General features: G+C 59.3%; 23 protein-coding genes and 1 pseudogene. 13 read left to right on the top strand and 11 right to left on the bottom strand.

The genetic code is table 11. The annotated features are described in order from the left end of the window. Positions 1-5 precede the first annotated feature (5 nt). From LPU83_RS72375 to LPU83_RS72360, 4 genes are all read right to left on the bottom strand, one after another. Positions 6-860 carry an ABC transporter permease subunit gene (locus LPU83_RS72375; protein WP_024314582.1) on the bottom strand — a complete coding sequence of 285 codons (855 nt, stop codon included), beginning with the start codon at positions 858-860 and terminating at the stop codon, positions 6-8. Then, positions 857-1,648 (bottom strand): taurine ABC transporter ATP-binding protein, encoded by a 792-nt coding sequence (locus tag LPU83_RS72370; RefSeq protein ID WP_024314583.1) that lies wholly within the window; start codon positions 1,646-1,648, stop codon positions 857-859. Before LPU83_RS72370 ends, LPU83_RS72375 begins: the two co-directional genes overlap by 4 nt. 75 nt (positions 1,649-1,723) lie before the next feature. Beyond that, positions 1,724-2,737 (bottom strand): taurine ABC transporter substrate-binding protein, encoded by a 1,014-nt coding sequence (tauA, locus tag LPU83_RS72365; RefSeq protein WP_024314584.1) that lies wholly within the window; start codon positions 2,735-2,737, stop codon positions 1,724-1,726. Between the two features lie 184 nt (positions 2,738-2,921). Further along, positions 2,922-3,506, bottom strand: a complete 585-nt coding sequence (locus tag LPU83_RS72360; protein ID WP_024314585.1) for a HutD/Ves family protein — start codon at positions 3,504-3,506, stop codon at positions 2,922-2,924. Between the two features lie 44 nt (positions 3,507-3,550). Here LPU83_RS72360 and LPU83_RS72355 point away from each other — a divergent pair. Together LPU83_RS72355 and LPU83_RS75040 are read left to right on the top strand one after the other, a co-directional pair. Continuing rightward, positions 3,551-3,681 (top strand): annotated as a pseudogene (locus tag LPU83_RS72355) (type II toxin-antitoxin system Phd/YefM family antitoxin); the annotation flags it as partial. Next, entirely contained in the window at positions 3,655-3,882 is a 228-nt protein-coding gene (locus LPU83_RS75040; RefSeq protein ID WP_051166651.1) for a PIN domain-containing protein, read from the top strand. The pseudogene LPU83_RS72355 and the gene LPU83_RS75040, both read left to right, overlap by 27 nt. 99 nt (positions 3,883-3,981) lie before the next feature. On the opposite strand, the gene hutU is transcribed toward LPU83_RS75040, so the two are convergent. The 4 genes from hutU to hutI are packed head-to-tail and all read right to left on the bottom strand — an operon-like array spanning position 3,982 to position 9,280. Further along, positions 3,982-5,658 (bottom strand): urocanate hydratase, encoded by a 1,677-nt coding sequence (hutU, locus tag LPU83_RS72345; protein ID WP_024314586.1) that lies wholly within the window; start codon positions 5,656-5,658, stop codon positions 3,982-3,984. A 25-nt stretch (positions 5,659-5,683) separates the two neighbouring features. Continuing rightward, positions 5,684-6,484: an N-formylglutamate deformylase gene (gene hutG, locus LPU83_RS72340; protein WP_024314587.1), complete on the bottom strand. Its 801-nt coding sequence runs from the start codon at positions 6,482-6,484 to the stop codon at positions 5,684-5,686. Position 6,485: 1 nt separating this feature from the next. After that, complete coding sequence (hutH, locus tag LPU83_RS72335; protein ID WP_024314588.1) at positions 6,486-8,021, bottom strand: histidine ammonia-lyase; 1,536 nt, start codon at positions 8,019-8,021, stop codon at positions 6,486-6,488. Further along, positions 8,018-9,280, bottom strand: coding sequence for an imidazolonepropionase (gene hutI / locus LPU83_RS72330; RefSeq protein ID WP_024314589.1), 1,263 nt, complete (start codon positions 9,278-9,280; stop codon positions 8,018-8,020). The genes hutH and hutI overlap by 4 nt, the downstream gene beginning before the upstream one ends. 121 nt (positions 9,281-9,401) lie before the next feature. Between hutI and LPU83_RS72325 the strand changes: the two genes are divergently transcribed. Both LPU83_RS72325 and hutC read left to right on the top strand, forming a co-directional pair. Beyond that, positions 9,402-10,763 carry a formimidoylglutamate deiminase gene (locus LPU83_RS72325; RefSeq protein WP_024314590.1) on the top strand — a complete coding sequence of 454 codons (1,362 nt, stop codon included), beginning with the start codon at positions 9,402-9,404 and terminating at the stop codon, positions 10,761-10,763. Between the two features lie 57 nt (positions 10,764-10,820). Further along, positions 10,821-11,543 carry a histidine utilization transcriptional repressor HutC gene (hutC, locus tag LPU83_RS72320; RefSeq protein ID WP_024314591.1) on the top strand — a complete coding sequence of 241 codons (723 nt, stop codon included), beginning with the start codon at positions 10,821-10,823 and terminating at the stop codon, positions 11,541-11,543. A gap of 1,278 nt (positions 11,544-12,821) precedes the next feature. Here hutC and LPU83_RS72315 read toward each other — a convergent pair. Beyond that, positions 12,822-14,507 (bottom strand): GH32 C-terminal domain-containing protein, encoded by a 1,686-nt coding sequence (locus LPU83_RS72315; protein WP_024314592.1) that lies wholly within the window; start codon positions 14,505-14,507, stop codon positions 12,822-12,824. A gap of 157 nt (positions 14,508-14,664) precedes the next feature. Between LPU83_RS72315 and LPU83_RS72310 the strand changes: the two genes are divergently transcribed. The 8 genes from LPU83_RS72310 to LPU83_RS72275 all read left to right on the top strand — a co-directional run bounded on the left by LPU83_RS72310 (position 14,665) and on the right by LPU83_RS72275 (position 22,892). After that, positions 14,665-15,756 carry an ABC transporter ATP-binding protein gene (locus LPU83_RS72310; RefSeq protein WP_024314593.1) on the top strand — a complete coding sequence of 364 codons (1,092 nt, stop codon included), beginning with the start codon at positions 14,665-14,667 and terminating at the stop codon, positions 15,754-15,756. A 13-nt stretch (positions 15,757-15,769) separates the two neighbouring features. After that, complete coding sequence (locus LPU83_RS72305; RefSeq protein WP_024314594.1) at positions 15,770-17,104, top strand: glycoside hydrolase family 172 protein; 1,335 nt, start codon at positions 15,770-15,772, stop codon at positions 17,102-17,104. A 28-nt stretch (positions 17,105-17,132) separates the two neighbouring features. Further along, complete coding sequence (locus LPU83_RS72300) at positions 17,133-18,392, top strand: ABC transporter substrate-binding protein (RefSeq protein WP_024314595.1); 1,260 nt, start codon at positions 17,133-17,135, stop codon at positions 18,390-18,392. A gap of 5 nt (positions 18,393-18,397) precedes the next feature. Continuing rightward, on the top strand, positions 18,398-19,315 hold the full coding sequence (locus LPU83_RS72295; RefSeq protein ID WP_024314596.1) for a carbohydrate ABC transporter permease: 918 nt from the start codon (positions 18,398-18,400) through the stop codon (positions 19,313-19,315). Continuing rightward, complete coding sequence (locus LPU83_RS72290; protein WP_157997415.1) at positions 19,308-20,204, top strand: carbohydrate ABC transporter permease; 897 nt, start codon at positions 19,308-19,310, stop codon at positions 20,202-20,204. Before LPU83_RS72295 ends, LPU83_RS72290 begins: the two co-directional genes overlap by 8 nt. After that, positions 20,170-21,231: a LacI family DNA-binding transcriptional regulator gene (locus tag LPU83_RS72285; RefSeq protein ID WP_141652552.1), complete on the top strand. Its 1,062-nt coding sequence runs from the start codon at positions 20,170-20,172 to the stop codon at positions 21,229-21,231. The genes LPU83_RS72290 and LPU83_RS72285 overlap by 35 nt, the downstream gene beginning before the upstream one ends. A gap of 333 nt (positions 21,232-21,564) precedes the next feature. Beyond that, on the top strand, positions 21,565-22,014 hold the full coding sequence (locus LPU83_RS72280) for an RrF2 family transcriptional regulator (RefSeq protein ID WP_024314599.1): 450 nt from the start codon (positions 21,565-21,567) through the stop codon (positions 22,012-22,014). Further along, positions 22,011-22,892 (top strand): NAD(P)/FAD-dependent oxidoreductase, encoded by an 882-nt coding sequence (locus LPU83_RS72275; RefSeq protein WP_024314600.1) that lies wholly within the window; start codon positions 22,011-22,013, stop codon positions 22,890-22,892. The genes LPU83_RS72280 and LPU83_RS72275 overlap by 4 nt, the downstream gene beginning before the upstream one ends. Before the next feature lie 21 nt (positions 22,893-22,913). Here LPU83_RS72275 and LPU83_RS72270 read toward each other — a convergent pair whose 3' ends face one another. Next, positions 22,914-24,329 carry a right-handed parallel beta-helix repeat-containing protein gene (locus LPU83_RS72270; RefSeq protein ID WP_024314601.1) on the bottom strand — a complete coding sequence of 472 codons (1,416 nt, stop codon included), beginning with the start codon at positions 24,327-24,329 and terminating at the stop codon, positions 22,914-22,916. A gap of 188 nt (positions 24,330-24,517) precedes the next feature. Between LPU83_RS72270 and LPU83_RS72265 the strand changes: the two genes are divergently transcribed. After that, positions 24,518-25,258 carry a histidine phosphatase family protein gene (locus LPU83_RS72265; protein ID WP_024314602.1) on the top strand — a complete coding sequence of 247 codons (741 nt, stop codon included), beginning with the start codon at positions 24,518-24,520 and terminating at the stop codon, positions 25,256-25,258. A gap of 33 nt (positions 25,259-25,291) precedes the next feature. Here LPU83_RS72265 and LPU83_RS72260 read toward each other — a convergent pair whose 3' ends face one another. After that, positions 25,292-25,627, bottom strand: coding sequence for a hypothetical protein (locus LPU83_RS72260; RefSeq protein WP_024314603.1), 336 nt, complete (start codon positions 25,625-25,627; stop codon positions 25,292-25,294). Between the last annotated feature and the right edge of the window lie 100 nt (positions 25,628-25,727).

Genomic DNA, 25,727 nt, shown 5'->3' with positions numbered 1-25,727 from the left:
GTGCGTTAGCTCTTACCTTTCCACGGAACGAGGGTAGCTTCCAAGAGCCGAACGGCAGCGCTAAAGGCAAATGCACAGGCGGCGATAATGCCGATGCCGACGAAGACCACGTCCGTTGCCAGAAACTGGGAGGCGGACATGATCATGTAACCGATGCCGCGATTGGAAGCGATCAGCTCGGCAGCGACGAGCGTGCCCCAACCGATACCAAGCGCGATGCGGATACCCGTCAGAATTTCCGGCAAGGCCGATGGCAAAACGATACTGAGAAGAAGTTGCCAGGGTCTTCCACCAAGCGATCGCGCCGCATTGACACGCTCGATCGGCAGTGAGCGCACGCCAGCCTGGGCCGAAAGGCAGATCGGCGCGAACATGGCGAGGACGAGAAGCGTCACCTTCGAGGTTTCGCCGATACCGAGCCAGATGATCATCAACGGCAGATAGGCGAGCGGTGGCAGCGGCCAGTAGAATTCGATCGGTGTATCGAGTATCCCCTTTGCCCAGCGGTTGAGCCCCATGAGCAAGCCGAGCGGGATACCAACCGCGATAGCGATCGCTGCGGCCGTCGCGATCCTGAACAGACTTGCCGAGACGTGTTCGCCAAGCGAGGCCCCGGCATAGCCATCGCGATAGACGGCGACGATCTGTGTGACAACCTCCTGGGGTGTCGGCAGGAAGAGGCGCGGCACCACTCCCAGCTTGGCAACCAGCCACCAGGTGGCAATCAACACGACGGCTGTCGCGAGACTGATGACAAGCGTATTGCTTTGCCCGGCGCCATAACCCTGCAGGGAAACGGTCTTCGGCTGGTCGGCTTCGGTCTTGACGACAATGTCCCTCGTTTCGATGACGTCACTCATTCCGCCGCATCCCTGAACCCGTCGGAACCATGCAGAATGGTCCGGATTTCCTCACGTAAACTGCCGAACTCCGGCGCCGTCTTGATCGATCGCGCATTACTGGTCCGGGCGAACTCACGGACGAAATCGAGATCGAAGCGCGCAACGATGCGGCCGGGACGCGGCGACATCACCACGACCTGCGTGCCGAGGAAGAGAGCCTCCTCTATCGAGTGGGTAATGAAGAAGATGCGTTTGCCTGTCTCCTTCCAGATCGATACGAGCAATTCCTGCATCTGCTCGCGCGTCAAGCTGTCCAGGGCCCCGAACGGCTCGTCCATCAAAAGCACGTCGGGCTCGGCTGCGAGTGCCCGGGCAATGCCTACCCGCTGGCGCATGCCGCCCGACAATTCGTAGGGAAAGGCCCGCGCAAAGTCTTTGAGACCGACGAGGCAGAGAAGCTCCTCGGCGCGGGCGCGCCGCACCACTTTTGGAGTTCCGGCAAACTGCAATCCAAGCGCGACATTGTCGACAACCGTCTTCCACGGCAGCAGCGTGTCCTTCTGGAATACGACACCGCGATCGGCGCCGGGACCCCTAACCGCTCGGCCGTCCAGCGTGATCGTGCCTGCCGACAGCGGCAGGAAACCCGCAATCGCGTTGAGCAACGTCGACTTGCCACAACCCGAGGCACCGAGTGCGACGACGAAGCCGCTGTCGGGAATATCGAGGGAAACGCGATCGAGGGCCTGAACCGTTTGGCCGTCGCGCGTCCTGAAATAGACGCTTGCGTGATCGACTTTGAGCATGTGTCGTCTCTTCGTATTGTGACGCTGGCGCGATATCGCACCAGCGTGCCAGGATGGGAGGATTGTCGTGGTATTTCAGTTGCTTGCGTTGACGAGCGCATCCGGTGTCACAAAAGCCGCGTAGCTCGGCAGCACTTCGCTCACCTTGCCCTGGTCCTTCAGGAAGGCGGCGGTATCCTTGAGAATCTTAGCCGCGCCGGACTTTTCGCCACCGCCGAGCCAGGCTTCGGACGCCTGGACCTCAGGCGTCAGCAGGGTGAGGTTCTTGAGCGCGCCAGCCTGCTGCTCAGACGTTCCGCCAAGTGCCTTGGCAAGGAGCTTGGCATTGTCGCTGTCGGCGGCCCAAGCCTTCTTATCTGCTGCGAAGGAGGCGTAGTACTTGCTGATGACGCCGGCAAAGCTCTTCAGGAACGCCGGGTTTTCGTCGGCAAACTTCGATGCGGCGACCCAGGCGGAGAAGGTCGGAGCGCCTTTGTCCGCCACATCCTTGGAGGTGACGAGCACCTTGCCGTTCTTCTTGAGCTCGGTCAGCGCCGGATCCCAGACAAAGCCGCCATCGATGTCACCGCGATTGTAGCTGGCAACGATCTCTGGCTGCGGAATTGCAAAGACCTGAACCTCCTTTTCCGTCAGCCCCAGCGACTTTATCAGCGCCAGAAGCTGGTAGTGGTCGGTGGAAACGGGTGCCGCAGCAAGCTTCTTGCCCTTGAGGTCAGAGAGAGCCGCAATGCCGGAGCCGTTGCGAACGACGAGCGCCTCGTCGATGCCGGAGATCGAAGAGAGGTAGAAGGCCTTGACCTCCAATCCGCGCGAAGTCGCCGCGGCAAAGGGACTCGAACCGACATAGCCGACCTGCACATCGCCCGACGCGATGGCCGCGAAGATCTCGGCCCCGGAGTTGAACTTGCGGAAATCAATGTCATAGCCGGTTGCCTTGGCAAATTCGCCATTAGCGATCGCGACCGACGACGGCAGTGCATCGGTTTGATAGGCAACAACCACCTTCTTGTCGGCTGCCTGGGCAACAAAAGGTGCCAGCAGGCTGGCGGAACTGAGCGTAATCGCCGCCAATAGTGTTCTGATATTCATGTTTTGCCCCCTTGCGACTGAGCTTCAGCTGCAGCGCTTGAATGTGTTTCGACAGGAAAACACTAGGGCGGACAATCGTTCTCAGATAGGTAAAACCATCTATTTTATAGACTACAGTGATAATATTGTTTTGGACCTGATTTCCAGAACGCACGCTCTGGCGCCAGATCGCCGACCGCGAGGTTCAGGTGCTTTCGATGGTAATGAGATAGCAGAGCGCCCGGCCGCTCAGGACAACATCTGCACCTTCGCCACCCTCCAGCAAAAATGCATCGCCCGGCCCAAGATCGGTGCGATTGCCACCGCATTCGAGGATGACGTCGCCGCGATGGCACAACCCAACCCACGTCGTTGCATGCACTTTTAGCGTTGACGTAGCATCGACATCGATCCGCTCGACCCTATGGCGCAGGCTGGCGCGACGGCTCATGACATTCAGGTCCGTAATGGTTCCATCGGCAAGCGTTGCCGAAACCGAGACATCCGCGGGGAAGGCGAGGGGATCGCTGTCCTGCGTCAGCAGCACCGGCGCGCCGCCGTCGATTGAAAGCGACATACCGTTGCCTTCCAGGATCGAAAGCGTGCGGTCGATACCGGGAAAGACGGAGAACGGCCCATCCGTCGCCACCGTTGCCATGCTGACGCGCCAGTCGAAATCCGACAGTACCGCGCCCTTGGGCGAGACCGCAATTTCGACGGTCTCACCGCCACCGTTCTTCCATGGCATACGGCGATAGGTGCTGGCTCTAAGGACGGTGGCAAGGGTCATTTTGGTTCCATCTACGTTAGTGGATTAAGTCCATCGAGGCAGCCATGCAGACCGTAAACATTCACGAAGCAAGACGCATCCGTCGCGGCTCATCGAAAACGCTGCGAAAGGCGAGGCTTTCATCACAGCCAAGGCTGGAAAGCCCCTGGTGAAAGTCGTTCCCCTCGACGACACCGATGCCTTTCTCAGTCCCGCCAGCATCTGGGAAACCGCCATCAAGCATGCGCAGGCACGCCCAGATTTTCGCGCCGATCCCTCGATATTGAGAGAACGTCTCCTTCAAAACGGCTATATCGACATGCCCGTCAACGAAAGCACGCACTTGCTATCGCAGCACTCCCGCCCGTTCACAAAGATCCCTTCGACCGGATTCTGATTGCCCAGTCAAAGATCGAATGCATTCCTCTGGTTACGGTCGATAAGGCTGCGCTGCAGTATCCGGGCCTCATGGGATTTTGAGGCCCGGTCCAAGGGATCAATTCCCGAGGATCGCCGGAAGGCGCAGGCCCTGTTCCTTGGCGCAGTCGATGGCGATCTCGTAGCCGGCATCGGCATGCCGCATGACGCCGGTCGCCGGGTCGTTCCAGAGAACGCGCTCCAGCCTCCTTGCTGCGTCGTCCGTGCCATCAGCGCAAACCACCATGCCGGAGTGCTGGGAGAAGCCCATGCCGACGCCGCCGCCGTGATGGAGCGACACCCAGGTCGCGCCCGACGCAGTGTTGAGGAGCGCGTTCAGGAGCGGCCAGTCGGAGACGGCATCCGAGCCATCCTTCATCGCTTCGGTTTCGCGGTTCGGCGAGGCGACCGAGCCGGAGTCGAGGTGGTCGCGGCCGATGACGACCGGGGCCTTCAGCTCGCCGTTCTTCACCATCTCGTTGAAGGCAAGCCCGAGGCGATGACGATCCCCGAGACCGACCCAGCAAATGCGCGCCGGCAGGCCCTGGAAGGAGATGCGCTCGCGTGCCATGTCCAACCAGTTGTGCAGGTGCTTGTTGTCGGGCAGCAGTTCCTTCACCTTGGCGTCGGTCTTGTAGATATCCTCCGGATCCCCCGAAAGTGCTGCCCAGCGGAAGGGACCGATGCCGCGGCAGAAGAGCGGACGAATATAGGCCGGCACGAAGCCCGGGAAAGCGAAGGCGTTTTCGAGGCCTTCATCCTTGGCCACCTGGCGGATGTTGTTGCCGTAGTCGAAGGTCGGGATGCCCATGTCCTGGAAGGCGATCATCGCCTCGACATGTTCACGCATCGAGGCGCGGGCGGCCTTCTCGACCGCCTTCGGATCGGAAACGCGCTTGTCCTTCCACTCGCCCATCGTCCAACCCTTCGGCAGGTAGCCGTTGACCGGGTCGTGCGCGGAGGTCTGGTCGGTGACCATATCGGGGCGGATGCCGCGGCGGACCATCTCGGGTAGGATCTCGGCGGTGTTACCGAGCAGGCCGACCGACTTCGCCTCGCCGTTCTTGGTCCAGCGGGCGATCATCTCCATTGCCTCGTCCAGCGTCTCCGCCTTTTCGTCGACATAGCGGGTGCGCAGACGGAAATCGATCGAGTCCGGGTTGCACTCGACGGCAAGGCACGACGCGCCGGCCATGACGGCGGCCAGCGGCTGGGCGCCGCCCATGCCGCCGAGACCGCCGGTCAGCACCCACTTGCCCTTGAGGTTGCCGCCGTAGTGCTGGCGTCCGGCCTCGACGAAGGTCTCGTAGGTGCCCTGGACGATGCCCTGCGTGCCTATATAGATCCAAGAGCCAGCCGTCATCTGGCCGTACATGGCAAGGCCCTTCTTATCCAGCTCGTTGAAGTGATCCCACGTCGCCCAGTGCGGCACGAGGTTCGAGTTGGCGATCAAGACGCGCGGCGCATCCTTATGCGTGCGGAACACGCCGACCGGCTTGCCGGACTGCACGAGCAGCGTCTCATCCTCGTTCAGCGTCTTGAGCGTCGCGGCGATGCGGTCGAAGTCGTCCCAGGTGCGGGCGGCACGACCGATGCCACCATAGACCACGAGCTCGTTCGGGTTCTCGGCGACGTCCGGGTCGAGGTTGTTCATCAGCATACGCAACGGCGCTTCGGTCATCCAGCTCTTGGCATTGAGCTCGTTGCCGCGCGGTGCGCGGATCTCGCGAATGTTGTGGCGTGGGTTTGCGGTCATGCGGGTTCCCCCTGTCGAGTGATCGTTATCGTTTCAGGCCCGGTGCGATCTGCTCGATGCGCACCAGAATGTCTTTAAGATGGACGCGAAGGCGCTCTGCCTTGGCGGTGTCGTAGGCAAAAGGCGGCGCCTCGGTTTGAAGATGCGTCGATTGCGCAAGCTCCATCTGGACGGCATGCACACCCGTTTCCGGGCGGCCATAGTGGCGCGTTGTCCAGCCGCCCTTGAAGCGACCGTTGAGCACACTGTCGTAGCCCTCGGCGGCTTCGACGACGGTGAGTGTCGCCTGCTCGATAGCGCTGTCGCAGGTCTTGCCCATGTCCGTGCCGATATTGAAATCCGGTAACTTGCCTTCGAAGAGGAAAGGAATGTGTGAGCGGATCGAGTGGCAGTCGTAGAGGATCGCCACGCCGTGGATTGCTCTCACACGCTCGATCTCGGCTGCAAGTGCGGCGTGATAAGGCGCGTGAAAGTCCCGCAGCCGCGCTGCGATGTCGGCTTCACCAGGCGCCTGCCCATCCTTCCAGATCGCCTTTCCATCGAAATCCGTTTCCGGAATAAGACCGGTAGTGTTCTGGCCGGGATAGAGGCTGACGCCTGCTGGATCGCGGTTCGCATCGATGACGTAGCGGTGGAACGTCGCGCGCACCGTCGTTGGATCGGAAAGCAGGCCGTCATAGAGGTGATGGATATGCCAGTCGGTATCGGCAAGAATCTTGCCGTAGTCGTTCAGGCGCTCCCAGATGTCGGTGGGAACCTCGGTGCCGGTGTGCGGGAAGCCGAGGATAATGGGCGATGTGCCCTGCTTGACGTCGAAAACAGCCATGTCAGCCCTCCAGAACCGGCAAGATGCCGCGTGAGACGGATGCGTTCAGCGCGCCCGTGGCAACGAGGTCGCTTGCCGCCTTGAGGTCGTTTGCCATGTAGCGGTCAAGCTCCAGCGTCGGCACCGCATCGCGAATGGTGGTAATCGCCTTTTGCAGCTCGGGACTTGTTGTGAGCGGTGCGCGGAATTCCACACCCTGGGCCGCCGTCAGTGCTTCGATGCCGATAATGCTGAAGAGATTGTCAGTCATCTGCAGCAGCCGCCGGGCGCCGTGGCAGGCCATGGAGACGTGATCTTCCTGGTTGGCCGATGTTGGTGTCGAATCGACGGAAGCCGGATGTGACATCTGCTTGTTTTCCGACATCAGCGCCGCGGACGTGACTTCCGCGATCATCAGGCCGGAGTTAAGACCGGGCTTCTTTGCCAGGAAGGCCGGCAGTCCGTAGGAGAGCGCGGGATCGACAAGCAGGGCAATGCGCCGCTGGGCGATCGCGCCGATTTCACAGACGGCAAGGGCGAGCTGGTCGGCTGCGAAGGCAACCGGTTCGGCATGGAAGTTGCCGCCCGAGACAACGGAGTTGTCCGACAGCACCAACGGGTTGTCGGTAACGGCGTTCGCCTCGATCTCCAGCGTGCGTGCGACCGAACGCAGGAGGTCCAGGCAAGCGCCATCGACCTGCGGCTGACAACGAATGCAATAGGGATCCTGGACGCGCTCGTCGCCTTCGATATGGCTCTGGCGGATAACCGAGCTTTCGAGCAACGCGCGAAGCGCGGCTGCCGTATCGATCTGGCCCCTGTGGCCGCGCAGTGTGTGAATATCGGGATGGAAGGGGGCAGACGAGCCCATTGCCGCGTCCGTCGACATGGCGCCGGTGATCAGTGCCGCCTGTGCGGCCCGGTGTGCCCGGAAGAGGCCGGCGAGTGCCAGCGCCGTCGAGGTTTGCGTGCCGTTGATGAGCGCCAGGCCCTCCTTGGCAGCGAGCACGATCGGCTTCAAACCGGCTTTCGCAAGGGCTGTCGCGCCCGACAGGCGCTCGCCATCGAAGAAGGCTTCGGCTTCGCCCATCATCACGGCGGCCATATGGGCAAGTGGCGCGAGATCACCGGAGGCGCCGACGGAGCCCTTTTCCGGGATAACCGGGATCACACCTTTTTCCAGCATGCCTTCGATCAGCCGCACCAGCTCCAGCCGCACGCCCGACGCACCGCGGCCGAGCGAGACCAGCTTCAAGGCCATGATCAGGCGAACAACATTTTCGGCAAGCGGCGCGCCGACGCCGCAGCAGTGCGAAAGGATCAGATTGCGCTGCAGGGTTGCGACGTCGGCCGCGTCGATCTTGATCGAGGCGAGCTTTCCGAAGCCGGTATTGATGCCGTAGACGGGCGCGTTGCCAGCCGCGATCTCGGCGATGCGAGCAGCGGCCTTGGCGATGCCGGCATCGAAGGATGCATCGAGTTTCGCCGGCGTGCCGGTCCAGTAGATCGTCTCCAGATCCTTGAGCGAAACGGAGCCGGGATGAAGGATAATGGTCAACGGTCGATCCTTTCGCCCTTGAAGACATGTGCATGAAGCGGGTTGAAGCCGATGCGGTAGACGAGTTCAGCCAGGCTCTCGACGTCCCAGATCGCGAAATCGGCGCACTTGCCGTTCTCAAGCGTCCCGGTCTCGTCCAGCAGACCAAGGGCGCGCGCACCTTCACGCGTCGCACCGGCAATGCATTCCTCGACGGTCAGGCCGAAGAGGGTCGCAGACATGTTCATCGTCAGAAGCAGCGATGTCAGCGGCGAGGTGCCGGGATTGCAGTCGGTCGCAATGGCAATCCACGTGCCGGCCTCACGCAGTGCCTGGACGGGCGGCTTCTGCTTTTCATTGATGGCGTAGAAGGCGCCCGGCAACAAAACCGCGACCGTACCGGCCGCGGCCATGGCTGCGGCACCTTCGGCATCCAGATATTCGAGATGATCGGCAGAGAGCGCATCGTAGGAGGCGGCAAGTTTCGCGCCGCCGAGATTGGAGAGCTGCTCGGCATGCAGCTTGACTGGCAGACCGAGGGCTTCGGCCTTGTCGAAGACGCGGGCGATCTCGGCGGTCGAAAAGGCAATTCCCTCACAGAACCCATCGACGGCATCGACCAGGCCCTCGGCGTGGGCGTATTCAAGCCCCGGAATGACCACGTCGGTGATGTAGTCACCGTTGCGGCCCTTGTATTCGACCGGCGTTGCATGGGCGCCGAGATAGGAGGTGACGACGCGAACCGGGCGGACGCGCTCGAGCTGACGGGCAGCGCGCAGCATCTTCAATTCGCCGCCGACATTCAGGCCGTAGCCAGACTTGACCTCGATCGTCGTCACGCCTTCGCAAATAAGGGTATCCAGGCGGGGAAGGGCTGCTTCGACAAGGCCTTCAACCGAAAGCGCATTTGTCGCCTTGACGGAGGAGACGATGCCGCCACCGGCACGCGCAATCTCTTCATAGGTCGCGCCTTCGAGGCGCATTTCGAATTCGCGGGCGCGATTGCCGCCGTAGACGATGTGGGTGTGGCAATCGACGAGACCCGGGGTAACCCAGCGACCTTCGAGGTCCGTGATCTCTGCGCGCTCGATTGCGGACACCGGCAGTTCGGCCTCCGGGCCGACGAAGCGGATGCGGCCACCCTCGGTGACGATTGCGCCTTTGTCGACGATGCCGAGACCGCGCTTCTGCGGATCGAGTGTTGCCAGGCGCGCATTCCGCCAGAGATGCGGAGGCACGTCGCCAGGTCCCTCTTCGCTTGAAAATTTGTTCCCATTCATCAGCTTTGCGCCTTTCCTTATACGGAAACATGTATATACATAATAAACGGGTGACAAGTGGAATTTTGTGCGTCTCCATGGAAAAGAAAGATGCGCGGCGCCAAACAGGAGAAAAAGCGTTATGGCTCAGACGGCAGCGATCAGACTTCATGCGAGCGTGGCGCTCTTGCCGCAGGGTTGGCAACAGGATGTGCGCCTGACGATCGCGGACGGCCTTATCACAAACGTCGAAACAGGCGTCGCCGCTGAGGCGGCAGACGAGCATCATGATACGCTCGTCCCAGCGATAGGTAATCTGCATAGCCACGCTTTCCAGCGCGCCATGGCTGGCCTTGCCGAAGTGAGGGGCCCAGCAAACGACAGTTTCTGGAGCTGGCGCACCGTCATGTACAAGTTCGCATTGTCGATGACGCCCGACCATGTCGAGGCTGTCGCCGCCCAGCTCTACATGGAGATGCTGGAGGCCGGATTTTCCCGGGTCGGCGAGTTTCATTATTTGCACCACGACAGGGACGGCACGCCCTATGCCAATATTGCCGAACTGGCCGAGCGTATCGGCGCGGCAGCAAACACCAGCGGCATCGGCTTGACGCTGCTTCCGGTATTCTATGCCCATTCCGGATTCGGCGGTGCGGCGCCAATCGAGGGCCAGCGCCGCTTCATCAACACGCTGGACAGCTTCGCCAACCTGATGGACGGCTGCCGCAAGGTGACAGGCGCGCTTCGAGGTGCTGAGCTCGGCCTTGCCCCGCACAGCCTGCGTGCCGCAACACCCGAGGAACTGGCCAACGTCGTGCCGCTGGCCGGTGAGGGGCCGATCCATATCCACGTCGCCGAGCAGGCCAAAGAAGTCGAGGATTGCATCGCCTGGTCGCGCGCGCGCCCTGTCGAATGGTTGCTTGCCAATGCGCCCGTTGATAACCGCTGGTGCTTGATCCATGCGACGCATATGACGGACGAGGAAACACGCGGCATGGCGCGCAGCGGGGCAATCGCCGGCCTTTGCCCGATCACCGAAGCCAACCTCGGCGACGGCACCTTCCAGGCGCCACTCTTCATCGAAGAAGGCGGCCGTTTCGGCGTCGGCTCAGATTCCAACGTGCAAATCTCGCTTCCAGGCGAACTGCGCCAACTCGAATACTCCGAGCGTCTGGCGCTAGGGGCCCGCAATGTCCTTGCCACATCAGGCGGTTCGACCGCGCGCAGCCTTTTTGATCATGCGATCACCGGTGGCGGCGCCGCGCTGAAGGCGCCGGCGGGCATCGCAGTCGGCCATCACGCGGATCTCATCTCGCTCGACACGACAGTCGTGCCCTACCTTTCGGGCGACCAGTTGCTCGATCACTGGATCTTTGCCGGTGGCGTTGCCGTCGACAGCGTCTGGGCGCTCGGCCGCAAGCAAGTGGAAGGCGGCCGCCACGTGGCGCGCGATGCGATCAACCGCCGGTTCCTGAAGGCGATGGGCGAGCTTCTTTCGGCATAGGGCTTTCCAGGTCGCGACATTCACATTAGAGCGGGAGGAATTAACCGGAGCGTGACGATGAACCAAAGCAAGGATACAACCTTGCACCAGCGGATCGTGAGCGACATCGAAGGCCGCATCGTCTCGGGCGAGTGGCCGCCGGGTCATCGCATCCCGTTCGAAGTGGATCTCTCCAAGGAATACGACTGTTCGCGTATGACCGTGAACAAGGCGCTGACCCAGCTCGCCAAGGCGGGCCTCATCGAGCGCCGCAAGAAGTCCGGCAGCTTCGTCACGCAGCCGCAGGCGCAATCGGCCGTTCTTGAGATCCACGACATCAGGGCTGAGGTACAGTCACTCAATCTTGCCTATTCCTTCGCCGTGTCGAGACGCGAGCAACGCAAGGCGAAGCCCGACGACATCAGACGCCTCGATGTCGCGCCAGGATCTTCAGTTGTCGATTTGGCCTGCATCCATCAGGCAGGCGGACGACCGTTCTGCCTGGAGGAACGGCTAATCAGCCTGTCCACCGTACCCGAGGCGGCCGACGCCAATTTCTCAGAAACGGCGCCTGGCGCCTGGCTGATCAATCAGATCCCCTGGAGCAGCGCCGAGCACCGCATCCAAGCCGTCTCGGCCGGTTCGGACGAGGCCGCCGCCCTCGACATCCCGCGCAACACCGCCTGCCTGGTCGTCGAGCGCCGCACCTGGAGCAATGTCGGGCCGGTCACGCATGTGCGCTTCACCTATCCCGGCGACCGGCACGCGCTGGTGGCGCGCTTCACCCCCGCGTCGCAATAGCGGTCCTTGGCTTATCGGGCGGTCCAACTCACAAATCCGGTTCGCTCCCACATCCTGCCGCCGATCTGGGTGACATGGACATGATCTAGCTGGTGAACTCCACCACGAAACTTTAACGAAAGGCGTCTCGTTCTGGGAAAGAGAGGGCGCGCGAGGTCCGGATGCGGGAAGGCCCGAAAAGAACGCGCGTCATCGACATTCTCGGAGGCTACTTTGCAGATATCTCAATGGTCAAGGATGACTTTCGGTCGCTAGCAGGCGGCGTCGGTCGAAAAGGTGGAGGCCTCGACTGTAACCGGGTTGTCGGTCCTTAAGCTTCGGCCGGTCCACACCCACCAGCTTGCGTCGGGAGGGAGGTGTGCGGCCGACGCCAGCCCTTCATATGCAGCGGGTTCGGACGGCGAGACATGCGCCTCGCGGCAATGCTAATCGGTTGATTTACACATAGATATTCGCTTCGTGCATAGCGCATGGCTGACTTGCGCAAAATCGCATTCATTTTAGGCGAAATTCGAGTATCGTCTGTCGCAAGCTGCCAAACAAGGAGCCTTGAGACGAACTGAGATGCGGGCGTCCTTCCGTTCCTCCCGATGGGCGCTCGCGGGATGGTCATCCCCCATCAATGTGCGTGAGTGAAATGGCAGCCCCAAGCCTTAAAGCGCGATGAGGACGCTGCGAGCAGCAACGCGAGATTCACGAAGGGAATAACCTTGAGACAGGACGACCTTCAGCCGCTGCCAACTGGCGCTATTCTTGTGGTCGAGCCCGACGGCGATCTTTGTTCTCGCGTGTCCAGCCAAATTATATGCGCTGGCCTCTCTTCTATTTCTGCAACAAACGCCGAACAGGCCCTTACCGTCCTCGGCCAGCGAACCGATATCGCGCTCGTGTTCACGGCTGTAAACATGCCCGATGCCCGGTCCACTTGACGGCGTTGCGCTCGCTCTGCGCATTCATCGCGAGCGACCCGATCTAGCTATCGTCACAACATCAGCGGACGTAAGTCTGCGGCAGTCCTCGCTTCCCCGACGCTGTCGTTTCCTCAAGAAGCCCTATGAGCCCGAAGAAGCAATTAGATGCTTCAGGTTTCTGTTGGAACTAGAGGCGACATGATGGCCTTCGCAATACGAACGAAGGCCCGCTCAAATCACCGAACGATCTTAACCGTGATCCCCACGGGATGGGCACAGCATGAGCCTCATCACCAAGTCTTGAACTCCGCGTCCAGCCTGTGCCGGCGCGCCAATAGCGAACGGTGCCTGTGCACCACCTAAGCGATCACCCGGATTTGCGCTCGTAAACCTCGACGACGCCAGAGGAAATGACTGTGACTTCGTCGGGTTGGATGTTCTGATAGTTGCGCCGGGTACCGCAAACCGCACCGTCTTCTGCGAACACTTCAACAATCCCAGCGTCATGAATGATGCGCAAATTGCTGTCGGTGGCAATATCGTTGCGGTAATGGATTGAGCCATTGTCTTGAGGCAGGATGATCGAGAGAATGCCAGCCTCCACACTTACATCAAAGGCGGGCGAGCCTCCAGACGTTGCTTTGACGCGCGCTCCCTCAAGTTGTCCGTTGATTCTAATCTCAAATGGCGTACCGCTGAGCGCAAAGGCACCACTCGATCTGCCGGGGATAACAGTGCTGCCATAAGCGGCGTCGAATTCCGAGACCGGCAGCATCGTCAGGCGATTGCGTTCGTCCAGCCCGATTTCGCGAGGGAGAGCCAGCTCGCCGCTATATACGGAATTTCCGGGCTTTCGGGTTTCCCAGTTGAACACCCATGCCATAGCGAGCTGCCTTTCACCCGCCCTGAAGCTCTGCATCGCATAAAAATCGCTGCCGAAGTCGAGAAGTTGCAGCTGATCGGAGATGGGACGAAAGCAGTCATTCTCGAAGTCGCCGACAAGGGCGTAGAGCAAGTTGTGCCGTCCCGTGCCTGGTTCTGTATATCCGACAAAGCCCATTACCAGTGCCCACCGACCTTCGAGAGGGAAGAAATCCGGGCATTCCACGGCCCGCGCACCGCACTCCTGAAAATGTGCGGGCGCGTGGTAAAGCGGACCAATGTAGTTCCATGAAATACCATCGGGCGAACCGTAGAGTAGCACGGCAGGGCAGCCGTCGATGGACGCGCCAAGCACCATGCGAAACGCGTCTGCGGCATCATCCCACCAGACCTTCGGGTCGCGAAAATCGTGCTGCACGCCAGGTGGACGCTTTTCGAGGATTTCAGTTATGGTCTCGGCCTTTACCAAGCCACGACCGGGTACGGCGATCTTCTGAACCTCACGATATCCCTCAAACAGATCGTAGGCGGGCAGTCGCTCGGTGTAGTAAAGCTTCAGGCTGCCATCGCGGTCAAAAAACGCGTTGCCCGAGAACGCGCCTCCGGTCGCCCCAAGCCGCCAAAGGTTTTGTTCGGGGTGGAGAAAGACCGGCAGATGTGTCCAGTGGAAGAGATCCTTGCTGCTTGCATGACCCCAATGCATTGGACCCCAGTCAGTGCCGGCCGGATGAAACTGGTAGAACAGATGCCATGTGTCGCCAATTATGCACAGACCGTTGGGGTCGTTCATCCAGTTCCTGATCGGGGAGAAGTGCAGCTTCGGCCGGGCAGGATCGCTGCTGCACCAGGCATCGATTTCGAACCCGGTCATCCTTGAAAGCTGCTCGCCGAACGTCCAGATCGTGATACCCGTCTCCGCGACCGTTTCGGGCACGTAGCTGTATGCCCATGTGAACTCCGTAGTTCGCGGATCCCAACTGACCATTACCTCACAGGTCTCCCTGTGGTGGTAGCTGTAGTACTCCGGATGCTGCGAGAAGCAATCCACCGCCCAGAGGATCTTGCCATCCTTTTCAATCTGGAACTCGCGGGGTTGGTCGGAGTTCTCGATGACCTTGGCCCAGAACTCGAGTCGGGTCCCGGTGTCCAGTTCAATACGGCAACTCTGCATTCGTTTTTCCTCCAAAGCGGCTCAATCGTCCTCGCATCCGTTCCAGATAGCATTACTTGATGTCGACGTCGACATTACTTGTTGACAATAATGTCGACGTCGACATAGTGTCGCATCACGAAGCGATACAGGATGCGCTCTATGGGAGGGGACGCTGATGGCGCGGCTTACGCTGCATGAGATTCGAAAGTCATACGGTGCCGTCGAAGTGATCAAAGGGATCAATCTTGACGTGCCTGATGGTGAATTCGTTGTATTCGTCGGCCCCTCCGGGTGCGGAAAGTCCACGTTGCTGCGCATGGTCGCCGGGCTCGAGACCATCACCGGCGGTGAACTCGCGCTGGACGGGCGCGCGATGACCACTGCCAGTCCCTTCGAAAGGGGCGTCGCAATGGTTTTTCAAAGCTACGCGCTCTATCCTCACATGACAGTCGCGCAGAACCTGAGCTACGGCCTGCGTGTTGCCGGGACCCCTCGGGCTAGCATTGATCTGCGAGTACAAGAGGTCGCACGGTCCTTGCAGATTGGGCACCTTCTAGGTCGCCATCCGAAGGACCTCTCCGGCGGGCAGCGGCAGCGTGTCGCCATAGGTCGCGCGATCGTGCGCGAACCCAGAATATTCCTGTTCGATGAACCGCTTTCCAATCTTGATGCCGCGCTGCGTGTCCAAACCCGGATCGAGATCGCCAGACTTCAACAACGATTGAAGTCAACGACCATCTACGTGACGCACGATCAGACAGAAGCGATGACGCTCGCCGACAGGATCGTCGTACTGAACGCGGGCCGCATTGAGCAGGTCGGAACGCCCCTTGAACTCTACGGGAACCCGCAGAACATGTTCGTTGCCGGATTTATCGGCTCTCCAAAAATGAATTTTCTAAAAGTTCACGCCCGAGGAACCGAGGCCGGCGCAGAAATCCGGACAAGCCGGCACCTGGGCACGATCCCCTTCCACGTCCGAGGGGAGGCGGATCTAACGCTGGGAATCCGACCCGAAGACCTCATGCTCACGACCGACGGATCAGGGCCTTTGTCATTCCGACTCGACATCGAAGAGCACCTGGGGGAGTTCCGGCTTCTTTATCTTACTGCCGAGGATGGCAGTCCCGTCATCGCGAAGACCACGCTGCAGGACCGCTTCGCTGAGGGCGACGTCCTCCGTTTCACGTTCGACCCCGCAACAGCCCATCTCTTCGATGCGCAAGAGCGGCGTCTCGCCAACCTTAACAACAAAGTTGCCGCCTGAAAGGACGCACTAGATGAGTAATCCAGGTCATTCCATGCTTGCCGATCTGACCAGAACGAAGAGGGCCCGGACCCGCCGGCTCTCGAGTTGGGACCAGGAAGGGCGAAATCAGGACTATTGGCTGATCGGCCCCGGTGAAACGGTAACCCTTGCCGACATAACTGGGCCGGGGTGCATTACCCATATCTGGACAACCCAGTTCTGCCGCCGCACGCTCGGCCCAAGTGTAATCGATCCGGTGTTGGGGCAGTACATTGCCCCAGTCAACGAGATCCACAATGCGCTGGGCGTGACCTGGGAAGAAGCTGACCCGCACTATTACCGAAAGGTTCTGGTGCGGATCACCTGGGACAATGCGGATCGTCCAGCCGTCCTCGTACCGCTTGGCGACTTTTTCGGCGTTGGCCATTCAATGCCAGCGAGCTTCTCTTCCCTTCCGCTGTCGGTGTCGGCAAAGCCCGAAGAAAGCTACGTCCACGGCGGATCCGCATCGTTCAACAGCTACTTCCAGATGCCGTTTAACAAACGCGCTGTGATCGAACTCATCAACGAAAACGACGTGCCATACGGCCAGTACTTCTATGTCGACTACGAACTTTACGACCAGCCACTCGACGAGGATATCGCATACTTTCATGCAACGTGGCGGCGTGAGAACCCTTGCGACGGCTGGGGACCGCAGATCCAGACGAACTCGCCGGAGGCGAATACTGTCAACCTTGACGGCAAGGGGAACTACACCGTGCTCGAAACGCAGGGCCGCGGACAATATGTCGGATGCCTACTTTCAGTCGCCCATTTCCAGGGTAGCTGGTGGGGCGAAGGCGACGACATGATCTGGATCGACGATGATCCCGAGTGGCCTCCTTCCATTCACGGCACGGGTACGGAGGACTACTTCAATCATGCTTGGGGAATGCAGGACAAGAAGGATCTCTATAATGGAGCGCCGATCCATGAGAGCATCGTGCCGGGCTACGCGGTGTCCTACCGCTTTCATCTGACGGATCCGGTGCGCTTCGACAAGAAGATCAAGGTCACGATCGAACACGGCCATAATAATCATCTCAGCGACGACTGGGCCTCCACAGCGTACTGGTACCAGACGCTCCCGTCGCCCAAGTTGTCGGTGCCCACGCTAGAGGACCGAATTCCGACACCGCCTGGACGACGCAAGCCCATGGCCGTAGCTCGAGAGACGCTGACCGAGGAACAGAAGGCGATGGTCGATCGATCCGCCGTACGCCTCGAGGAGTATCTCCACCTGCGGAACCTGGAAATCCAAAAGAAGCTTGATCGTACCCGCAAGCGTGAGGCTTCCAACAAGGAATTCGGAAGACTCAAATAGTATCCACTGACGGAGGGAGGACACTGTCATGCAAATATCGAGACGTCGACTGCTTCAGACTTCGGCTATTTCCGCGGCGATCGTGACGTTGCCGCAATGGGCTCTTGCGCAAAGCCAGACCCTGACCACCTACAACTGGGGAACGCCGGAGGAGGGGGCCGCATATGCCAAGGCTTTTGCTCGCTTCAGCTCCCAATTTCCCGACGTAAAGGTGATCGACAACCTGATCCCGCTGACGACCTGGTCCGACTACGCGGACGGCCTCGTCACCCAGATAGCCGGAGGAAACGTTCCTGACATCATCAATATCGCCATTGAAGGCGTTCGGCTCGCGGTAAGCCGCGGCTTGCTGGAGCCACTCGACGACTACATTGCCGCCAGCCCGAAGGCGCAGGAACTCCTGGCGAAGATCCCGAAAGAGTTGAAAGATGCGCTGACGGTCGACGGCAAGCTTTACGAGATACCAAACGGTTGGCAGTGTATGGTCATCTACTACAATAAGCTCATCTTCGATGCCGCGGGAGTTAAATATCCCAGGGAAGATTGGACTTGGGACGACTTCTTGGAAACGAGCAAAGCACTAACCTCGGGAGAGGGTGCCAAGAAAGTCTACGGCTACGGTATGCCCTGGTTTAACTTCGCGCACTACCCGTGGTTTCTGACCAACGGTACATACCCGATCAGTAAGGACGGATCAGCGTCCAATCTCACGGATCCGAAACTGATAGAAGCGACCACGTTCCTGCATGATCTCGTGCATGTCCACAAGGTCTCGCCTGACCCGATCGGATTGACCGTCTATGACAAGTTTGCAGGCGGCGCGCTCGCGATGACTTCGGCTGGACGTTGGCCTGTGCCGGGATGGGTAAAATCGGGCTTCACCTCCTTCGATGTCGTCTCGTGGCCCAAAAAGAACGGTGGGGAGACGGTCTTTGGATGCGCTGGCTGGGGCATTTCGCCGGAGTCTAAAAACAAGCAGGCGGCATTCGATGCAATTCTTGAACTGATCAGCCTCGAAACGGTGACCGAGATCGTGGAAATCGGGCAACAGATCCCGATATACAAGGAGGCCGCTGAAAGCCCGACGTTCCGCTCCGCGCCGGCAAACGCAGCACTGTTCTACAACGTGATTGATGACACGCGTCCGGTTGCCGCTCCAACCTACTTTAGCGAACTTGACCGCATCCTCTCAAGGACCATGGACAGCATCATCACTCAGGCGGAGACGCCTGAGGATGCGCTCGCCAAGGCCGACAAGGAATTGAAGCGAGCAATCCGCAAGGGGTAACTGAAATGGCGCAGCGCCAATCCTTCACGCAAAAATGGTTCTCCCTGCAAACGCGCCAGGAAACATTTGCTGGTTTCCTCCTGATAGCCCCAGTGCTTTGCGGCTTTCTGTTTTTCATCGCTGCGCCAATGCTGAGCACGTTCTGGCTCAGCTTCCAGTATTACGACTTATTGTCCCCGCCAAAGTGGGCGGGGCTCGACAACTTTCTCTGGATGCTTGATGACGATCGCCTCCATACCGTACTTCGAAACACATTGTTCTTCGCCGTCTTCGCGGTATTGGGGAATACGGTTCTGGCAGTGGTGCTTGCGGCGATCCTTAATCAAAAGATGCCCAAGGCACTCCAGACAGTTTTCCGCGCGGCCTTCTTCTTTCCCTCACTGGTTGGCTTGGTCTTCGTCGCCGTGGTCTGGCAGTTCTTTTATCACAAGGATCTCGGCATCATTAACTACTACCTGTCGAAACTTGGGATAGGGAAGATTCCCTGGCTTTCGAGCGCCAGTACAGTTCTCTACTCCGTCATCATTCTGGATATCTGGAAGAACGTCGGCTTCGGAATGCTTATTGCTCTTGCCGGACTGCAGGGCATTTCGCCTGAATACTACGAGGCAGCGAAAATCGACAACGCCGGCAAGATACGTCAGTTCCTCGATATTACCCTGCCGCTCCTTTCCCCAACGATCCTTTTCCTCCTGGTGATGAATTCGATTGGAGCTTTCCGGGTGTTCGACTCGATTGTGGTTCTGACCAAAGGAGGTCCCGGCGACGCCTCGCGATCTATCGTCATGTACATACAGGAAGTCGGCTTCCGAGATTTGGAGATGGGCTATGCCTCTGCCGTTTCACTCTTACTCCTCGCCCTGGTCGGCATCGTTACGATCATCAACTTCGTGGCTTCGAAGTACTGGACCTTCTATGAATAACGCAGCCACGTCACGTTCCTCGCTACAAGGTGTCATCCGGACTCAGTTGGCGACTTATCTGCTGTGGGGGGTGCTTGCACTAGGCTCGCTGCTGATGGCTGCGCCGTTCATCTGGATGTTCACTGCAACGCTGTCGCCGCTGTCGGAAGCATTCACGCTACCCCCTCGGTGGTTACCGGGAAGCGACGTCACTATTGAGAGCTACCTTCGTGCAGTAAGGGACTACCCGCAGCTTATCCGGTATTTCTGGAATTCGGTTTATATCTCGACGCTGGTGACGGTCGGTTACGTCGCTGTCACGACAATGGCGGGCTACGCCTTTGCCCGCCTGGAGTTTCCGTTCAAGAAATTGCTGTTCGGGATGCTGCTCGTTTCCCTGATGGTGCCCATACAGACGATGATCGTTCCCCTATATATCATCATGCGGTCGATTGGACTCCTTGGAATGCCGGGCGCAATCATTCTGCCGGGCATGATCGGGGCTTTCGCTCCAGGGCTGTCGGGGGTTTTTGGAGTATTCCTGATGCGCCAGTTTTTCCTGACGGTCCCGAAAGACCTGATCGAAGCAGGAAAAGTTGATGGTGCCGGGCCCATCAGGATCTTTTGGACGATTGCTGCGCCCCTCGCAAAGCCGCAAATGGCCGCTCTCGCTATCATCGTTTTCACAACGACTTGGAACGACTACTTTATTCCACTGGTATTCATGCTTACGGGAAACAACCAAGTCCTTCCGCTGGCCGTTGTCGGGATCAGCGGCGGGCGCGGGGGCGAAGTGCCCGCAGCAGTCATTCTGGCTGCGGTTTCGATTTCCATACTTCCAATTTTGATCGCATTTGTGGCAATGCAGCGCTTGATTGTTGAAAGCTTCATGCGCGCCGGAGTTAAATGAGGACGCGATGGTCACCATAAAAGATATTGCTCTGCATGCGGGCGTGTCGGATCAGACTGTCAGTCGTGTGGTCCGCAATGACAAGCGTGTAGACGAACGCACGCGGGCTCGTGTCAACGAAGCCATTGACCGCCTCGGCTACGTTCCGAACCGGGCCGCCCTCATGATGCGCCAGAACAAGTCCGGTATCATCGGTGTCATGACCGATGTTATATCGACTACGCCCGACTCCACCGAGATCATCCGTGGCATTCAATCGGCAGTGGAGGGCGCTGGCTACTCGATGCTGATGGTGAATACGGGCGGCGACCTCGAGCGGACAAGGCAGTGTTGGCGCGAACTCAAGGGGCATCGTGTGGATGGTGTGATCTACGGCACCATGTTCCAACGTGGACTGGGGCCGGACGAACTTGATCCGGAGGTCAAGACGGTTCTGGTCAACTGCCACGAGCCACCAGGCCTGGAAGTGTCGAAAATCGTTCCGGGCGAGCCTCACGGCATGAGAGAAGCAATCGACGCGGCGATCGCCGAAGGTCATCGAAACTTTGGATACGTTCGTCTCAACCCGCTTATAATGGCTGCCGATATCCGGGAGGCCGCATTGCGGCTACGATTAAGTGAACATGGGTTGGCGTTACGGGACGAGTGGTGTGTTGCCGGGGTGACGGGCCCGATCTTCGGAGACAAGTTTGTGGCGTTTGAAAATGCGAGAGCATTGCTTGCAAATCTCGAACGCCCGAGCATCCTGTTTTGTGGAAACGACGAAATAGCTCTTCAGGTTTTCTGCGCCGCAAGCTCGCTGGGCATTCGCATTCCTAACGAGTTGAGCATTGTCGGCTTCGATGATTTCAAGGTTGTCACCGAAGTGATGAGGCCGAGTCTGACCACCGTCGCCTTGCCCTATTTCGAAATGGGGCAGGCAGCTGTCGCCGCCTTGGCGTCGATAATCAGCAGCGAGCCTGTTCCCCGTGTTCAGTCGGTGGCCTGCAGACTAATAAACCGTGAGTCCGTCGGAAAGGCTGGTTGATGGAATAAGCGCCGTCTCCGGAGACGATCGCGGCATCGGCGTAGAGACCACAACGAGTTCCGGCCACATAGCGCCATCGGCAACAAGGTGCGGATTTCGCTCATGAACGGCTCATCGGCCCCATGGCCGGGTTGAGCCACAACCCCGGAAAATTCCAGCTCCCGCTGGCCCAAAATCGGTTAGCACTTCAAAAAACCGTTGGAGCGAACTCAAAATTGGATAGAACTTGGGGGCAAGGTCATAGTCCCTGACAAACGAGCGATTTCCATTAAGCGGGCTCACCATCTAGCGTTCCGCTTGCCTCGCGCTCTAATTCGTAATAATTGAAGTTACATGAAACGCGATAGCCGACTCTCCTCAGTCCTTCACGCGCTGCTCCACATGACAGAGCATGGTGGCACCATGACGTCAGAAGCCCTCGCGCTCTGCATGAACACCAATCCCGTTGTCGTGCGACGGACGATGGCGCTCTTGCGCGACGCCGGGATCGTGGCTTCGGCGCGCGGACATTCCGGCGGCTGGAGCATCACGAAAGACCTGGGCGCCGTCACCCTTTTCCAGTTGCACGAGGTGTTGGGGGAACCCGCGATCTTCGCCATTGGCAATCGAAACGAAATGCCGGAGTGCCTCGTCGAGCAGTCGGTCAACGCTGCGCTGGACCAGGCCTTCGCCGAGGCTGAAGCGCTCCTGCTGGAACGTTTCGCCAGCGTCACCATTGCCGACCTCGCCACTGACTTCGCCCGTCGGCACACGCAGGTTCGCGCAGAAAGGAATGCGCCATGAAATATGACGTCATCATTGTCGGCGGCAGCTATGCTGGGATGGCTGCCGCGCTCCAGCTCATCCGTGCCCGCCGCTCCGTCCTCGTGATCGACGCCGGCCTGAGGCGCAACCGATCTGCCAGCCATTCGCACGGCTTTCTTGGGCAGGATGGTGCGGACCCGGCCGAAATCGCTGCGACGGCGAGGGCCCAATTGCACGCCTATCCGACACTGACGTGGATCGACGAAACCGCGCAGGCCGTAGCCGGCGTCAAGGACGCATTCGTCGTCACCACCGCGGACGGTCGTCGACATGAAGGACGACGACTTTTGTTCGCCGTCGGCGTGACAGACACACTGCCTGAAATCGAAGGAATGACTGAACGTTGGGGCAAGAGCATCTTTCATTGCCCCTACTGCCATGGCTACGAATTGAGCCAGGGCACGATCGGGGTGATTGCAGCAGGGCCGATGTCGATTCACCAGGCGCAACTGATCCCGGAATGGGGTGCCGTTACCTTCCTCACCAATGCTGCAGTGGCACTCGATGCCGACAGCCGCGCTGATCTCACTGCACGAGGAGTGACGACGGAGGCGACGCCAATCGCACGCATCGAGGGACATGCCGACGTCGTTCTCGTCGATGGGCGCACGCTGTCCTTCGCCGGTCTTTTCACTGTTTCGCGCAACGCCCCCGCCACACCGATCGCGGGCCTTCTGGGCTGCGAGCTGGAAGAGACGCCGTTCGGCAGCCAGATCCGCACCGACGCCACCAAGGAAACGACAGCACCCGGTGCCTTTGCTTGCGGCGACGCTGCGCGCGTGCCGCATTCGGTTTCGCTGGCTGTGGCCGATGGAGCGTGGGCAGGCGCACAGTTGCATCGATCACTGGTCTTTTAGCACCAGGTGCCCTGCTGCGGGCTAATTCACCACCTCTATGATCCTAGCGCCGGCAAACCGCTTCTTCTCGATACTCGTATATTCGATCCTGACCAGCTTTCCCGCGAGCGGCTTTAGAGGCACATTCTTGCCGTCGGGTCCAGTAGCATCCGCCAGAATCAGGTGGTGGCCGCGCAGAACAACGTCGCTTGCATCAACGATCTTGATTCTGTTGCGATCGTCGCCTTCGAGGCGCCCGATCACACAGCCGGCCACGGAGGAGCCACAGCTCAAAGGTTTGTCCCCCTTCTCGACCTTCTTCGCCATCTTGGTCTGATTTGTAGCGACCATCGATTTGGTCCGCAGGTCTGCCGTTGGCTTTGGTCCGTCGCATGGTCCGGTTGGGTGGAGCGTCTTCCCGATCGAATTGGTGCTGATCACCTTGTTGTCCTGAGAAATGTTTTCGCAGATTTTGCCCTGAGGCGCCCTTTGTGCCCGGATCAGCCCGACACCCACGTTGCGGAAGGTATTTCCGTAGACGTCATTGTTGATGCCGTCAGTCTCCTCATCGCCGCCGAGACGCACGCCTGCTCCGACCACGTCGTAGACCAGGTTGTAACGGAAGACGTTGCCGTTGCCGCGCGAGTCAAAGCCGCCAGAGTTGGGGTCTTTCTGTCCCGTGCAACTGTTCTTCTCGACGATGTTGCCGCTTGAGCCTTCCTTGATGTCGACGCATTCGTTGCCGGCGGTCGCGATGACATTGTCGTGGATACGATTCCCATCGGAGTGGTCGATCGCGCCGTCTGGCGCGCCACGCCCGCCCAACTGCTCCGGCGCGGTCCCTATATAAATACCCTCGCCATTCTTGCCGCCGTCATTAAAGGAGAAGTCGAAGCGGCCGCACGAACTTATTCTGGAATAAGCGATTTCATTCTGCCTCGCCTGATAGCGCAGGCGAACACACTCGCCGCCCGCGTTGCGGATATTCATCCCCAGCACTCGAAGGCCGGTCAACGCCTTTCCCGGCGTGTTTCCGATCACGTAGAGCAGTTTGTCCCGATAGCTCTTTTTGGTGTTCGCGCTCTCGAAATGGCCGTCGATGGTGAAATTCCGTAGCTCGATATAGCTGTGGTTGACTTCGACGATCCTTGCTTGACCACCGCCTTTGACGACAGATGCCAGCGATCCCTCGATCGTGATCGGATTTCCGAGTTCGCCATCGCGGACCGAGCGGAAATCCTGCATATAGGTTCCAGGCGCAAGCGCGATCGTGTCGCCCGGCCGTGCCAGACGGAGTGCTTGCTGGATTGTGAGCCCTTCATCTCGGCCCTCATTTTTCGGCGCAACGTTTATTGTTGCGCTGAAGGCCAGGCTGACAGTGCCGAGGAACCCGGCAAACCCCAGCATGATCGCCATCAGACGACGAGACACGCATGCCTTCCAGATCAAGCAGGTCATGGGAATCCCCCTGGTGGACGCAAGGTGCAATAAAAGCATGCCCTAATATTTGATTCAATTGCTGCATTTGACTTCGCCGGCTCCCTGATTTTCAAAACGCTCATGAGCTTCCGGCGCGAGGCACGTTGCAGCCAGCCCGCTCTCACTCCATGATGGTCCCCATCTGTTACCGGAAACCGCGGCGACCAATGCGTATCTTTCTCATCCGACATGGCGAATCGCTGGGCAATATCAATGAACAGGCATACCGGCAGTTCGGCGACCACAACGTTCCGTTGACCCTGTGGGGATATCGACAGACGCTGGCGGCTGCACGAGCGATCGCCGCTTATCTCTTCGAATTGCCACGCCCAGAGATCGAGCAACTTGACATCTGGTATTCGCCCTATCTGCGGACGCGGCAAAGCAAGGACGCATTGGTGGAGGTCCTGCCTCCTCACATGGTGGCGGCTGTCCGGGAAGACTATTTGTTGCGCGAGCAGGATTTCGGCCTCTTTACCGACATCTACGACCACGCCGAGCGCAAACAGAAATTTCCCGATGAGTTCGAGAAATGGGCAAGACTGCGCAGCAACAGTGGCAAATTCTATGCAAGGCCGCCGGATGGAGAGAGCAGGGCGGATGTGGCTCAGCGGCTTCGTTTGTTCCTACAAACCGTGACGCATGGCGATGGCAACAACGACCTCGTCATCGTCGGCCATGGCGTCACCAACAGAGCGTTCGAAATGAACTTTCTCCACCACGCCGTCGATTGGTTCGAGCGCTCCGACAATCCTGGAAATTCGGACGTGACATTGATCGAAGGAACGCGCCTCCAAGGCTATAGATCAATTCTCCTCCACAAGGCTGGCGATCGCAGGGCCGGGGAGGATGAGCTGCGCGATGCCTATGGGTCTGAACTCACATTCACATCGAAGGCCGAGACATAGCCAAACGCGCGTGCGGCACTTGCGAAATATCGGCTATTGCTGGACAGGCGCCAGACCGCACTCCATGACCTCCGGCTCGTCCTTGATGCTCGCCTTGATGCGAAGCGCCCAGTTCGGCCCCAGTTGGAAACCATGTGCCCGCAACATATCGACGACCTTTGGACAGTCGGCCGGACTGTCATACTGTCCGGCCAGAGAAACCTCGATGATCGTCTGGCCGGCATCGACGGAGCAATTGCCGTTCAAGCCAGTATTCTCGAGAAACGAACACACAGCCTGTGCGCGCTCAAAGCCCTTGCCATCGTCAGAAGCGACGGGTGACCCGGCCGCGACGACGGCTGCCTCGATCAGGGATATGAAGGATCTCATTACTTCCTCCATGGAGGGAGGCTCGCAACACCGGTTGCCACGATGCCTTAAAGCCTCCCTCGTCCTTCCAGGAGATGAAGGATGAAGGGGACATAGGTCT

The organism is Rhizobium favelukesii (assembly GCF_000577275.2).
GTDB classification, from domain to species: domain Bacteria; phylum Pseudomonadota; class Alphaproteobacteria; order Rhizobiales; family Rhizobiaceae; genus Rhizobium; species Rhizobium favelukesii.
The sequence above is the reverse complement of the archived record's forward strand: the minus strand, read 5'-3'. Positions and strand labels throughout refer to the sequence as shown.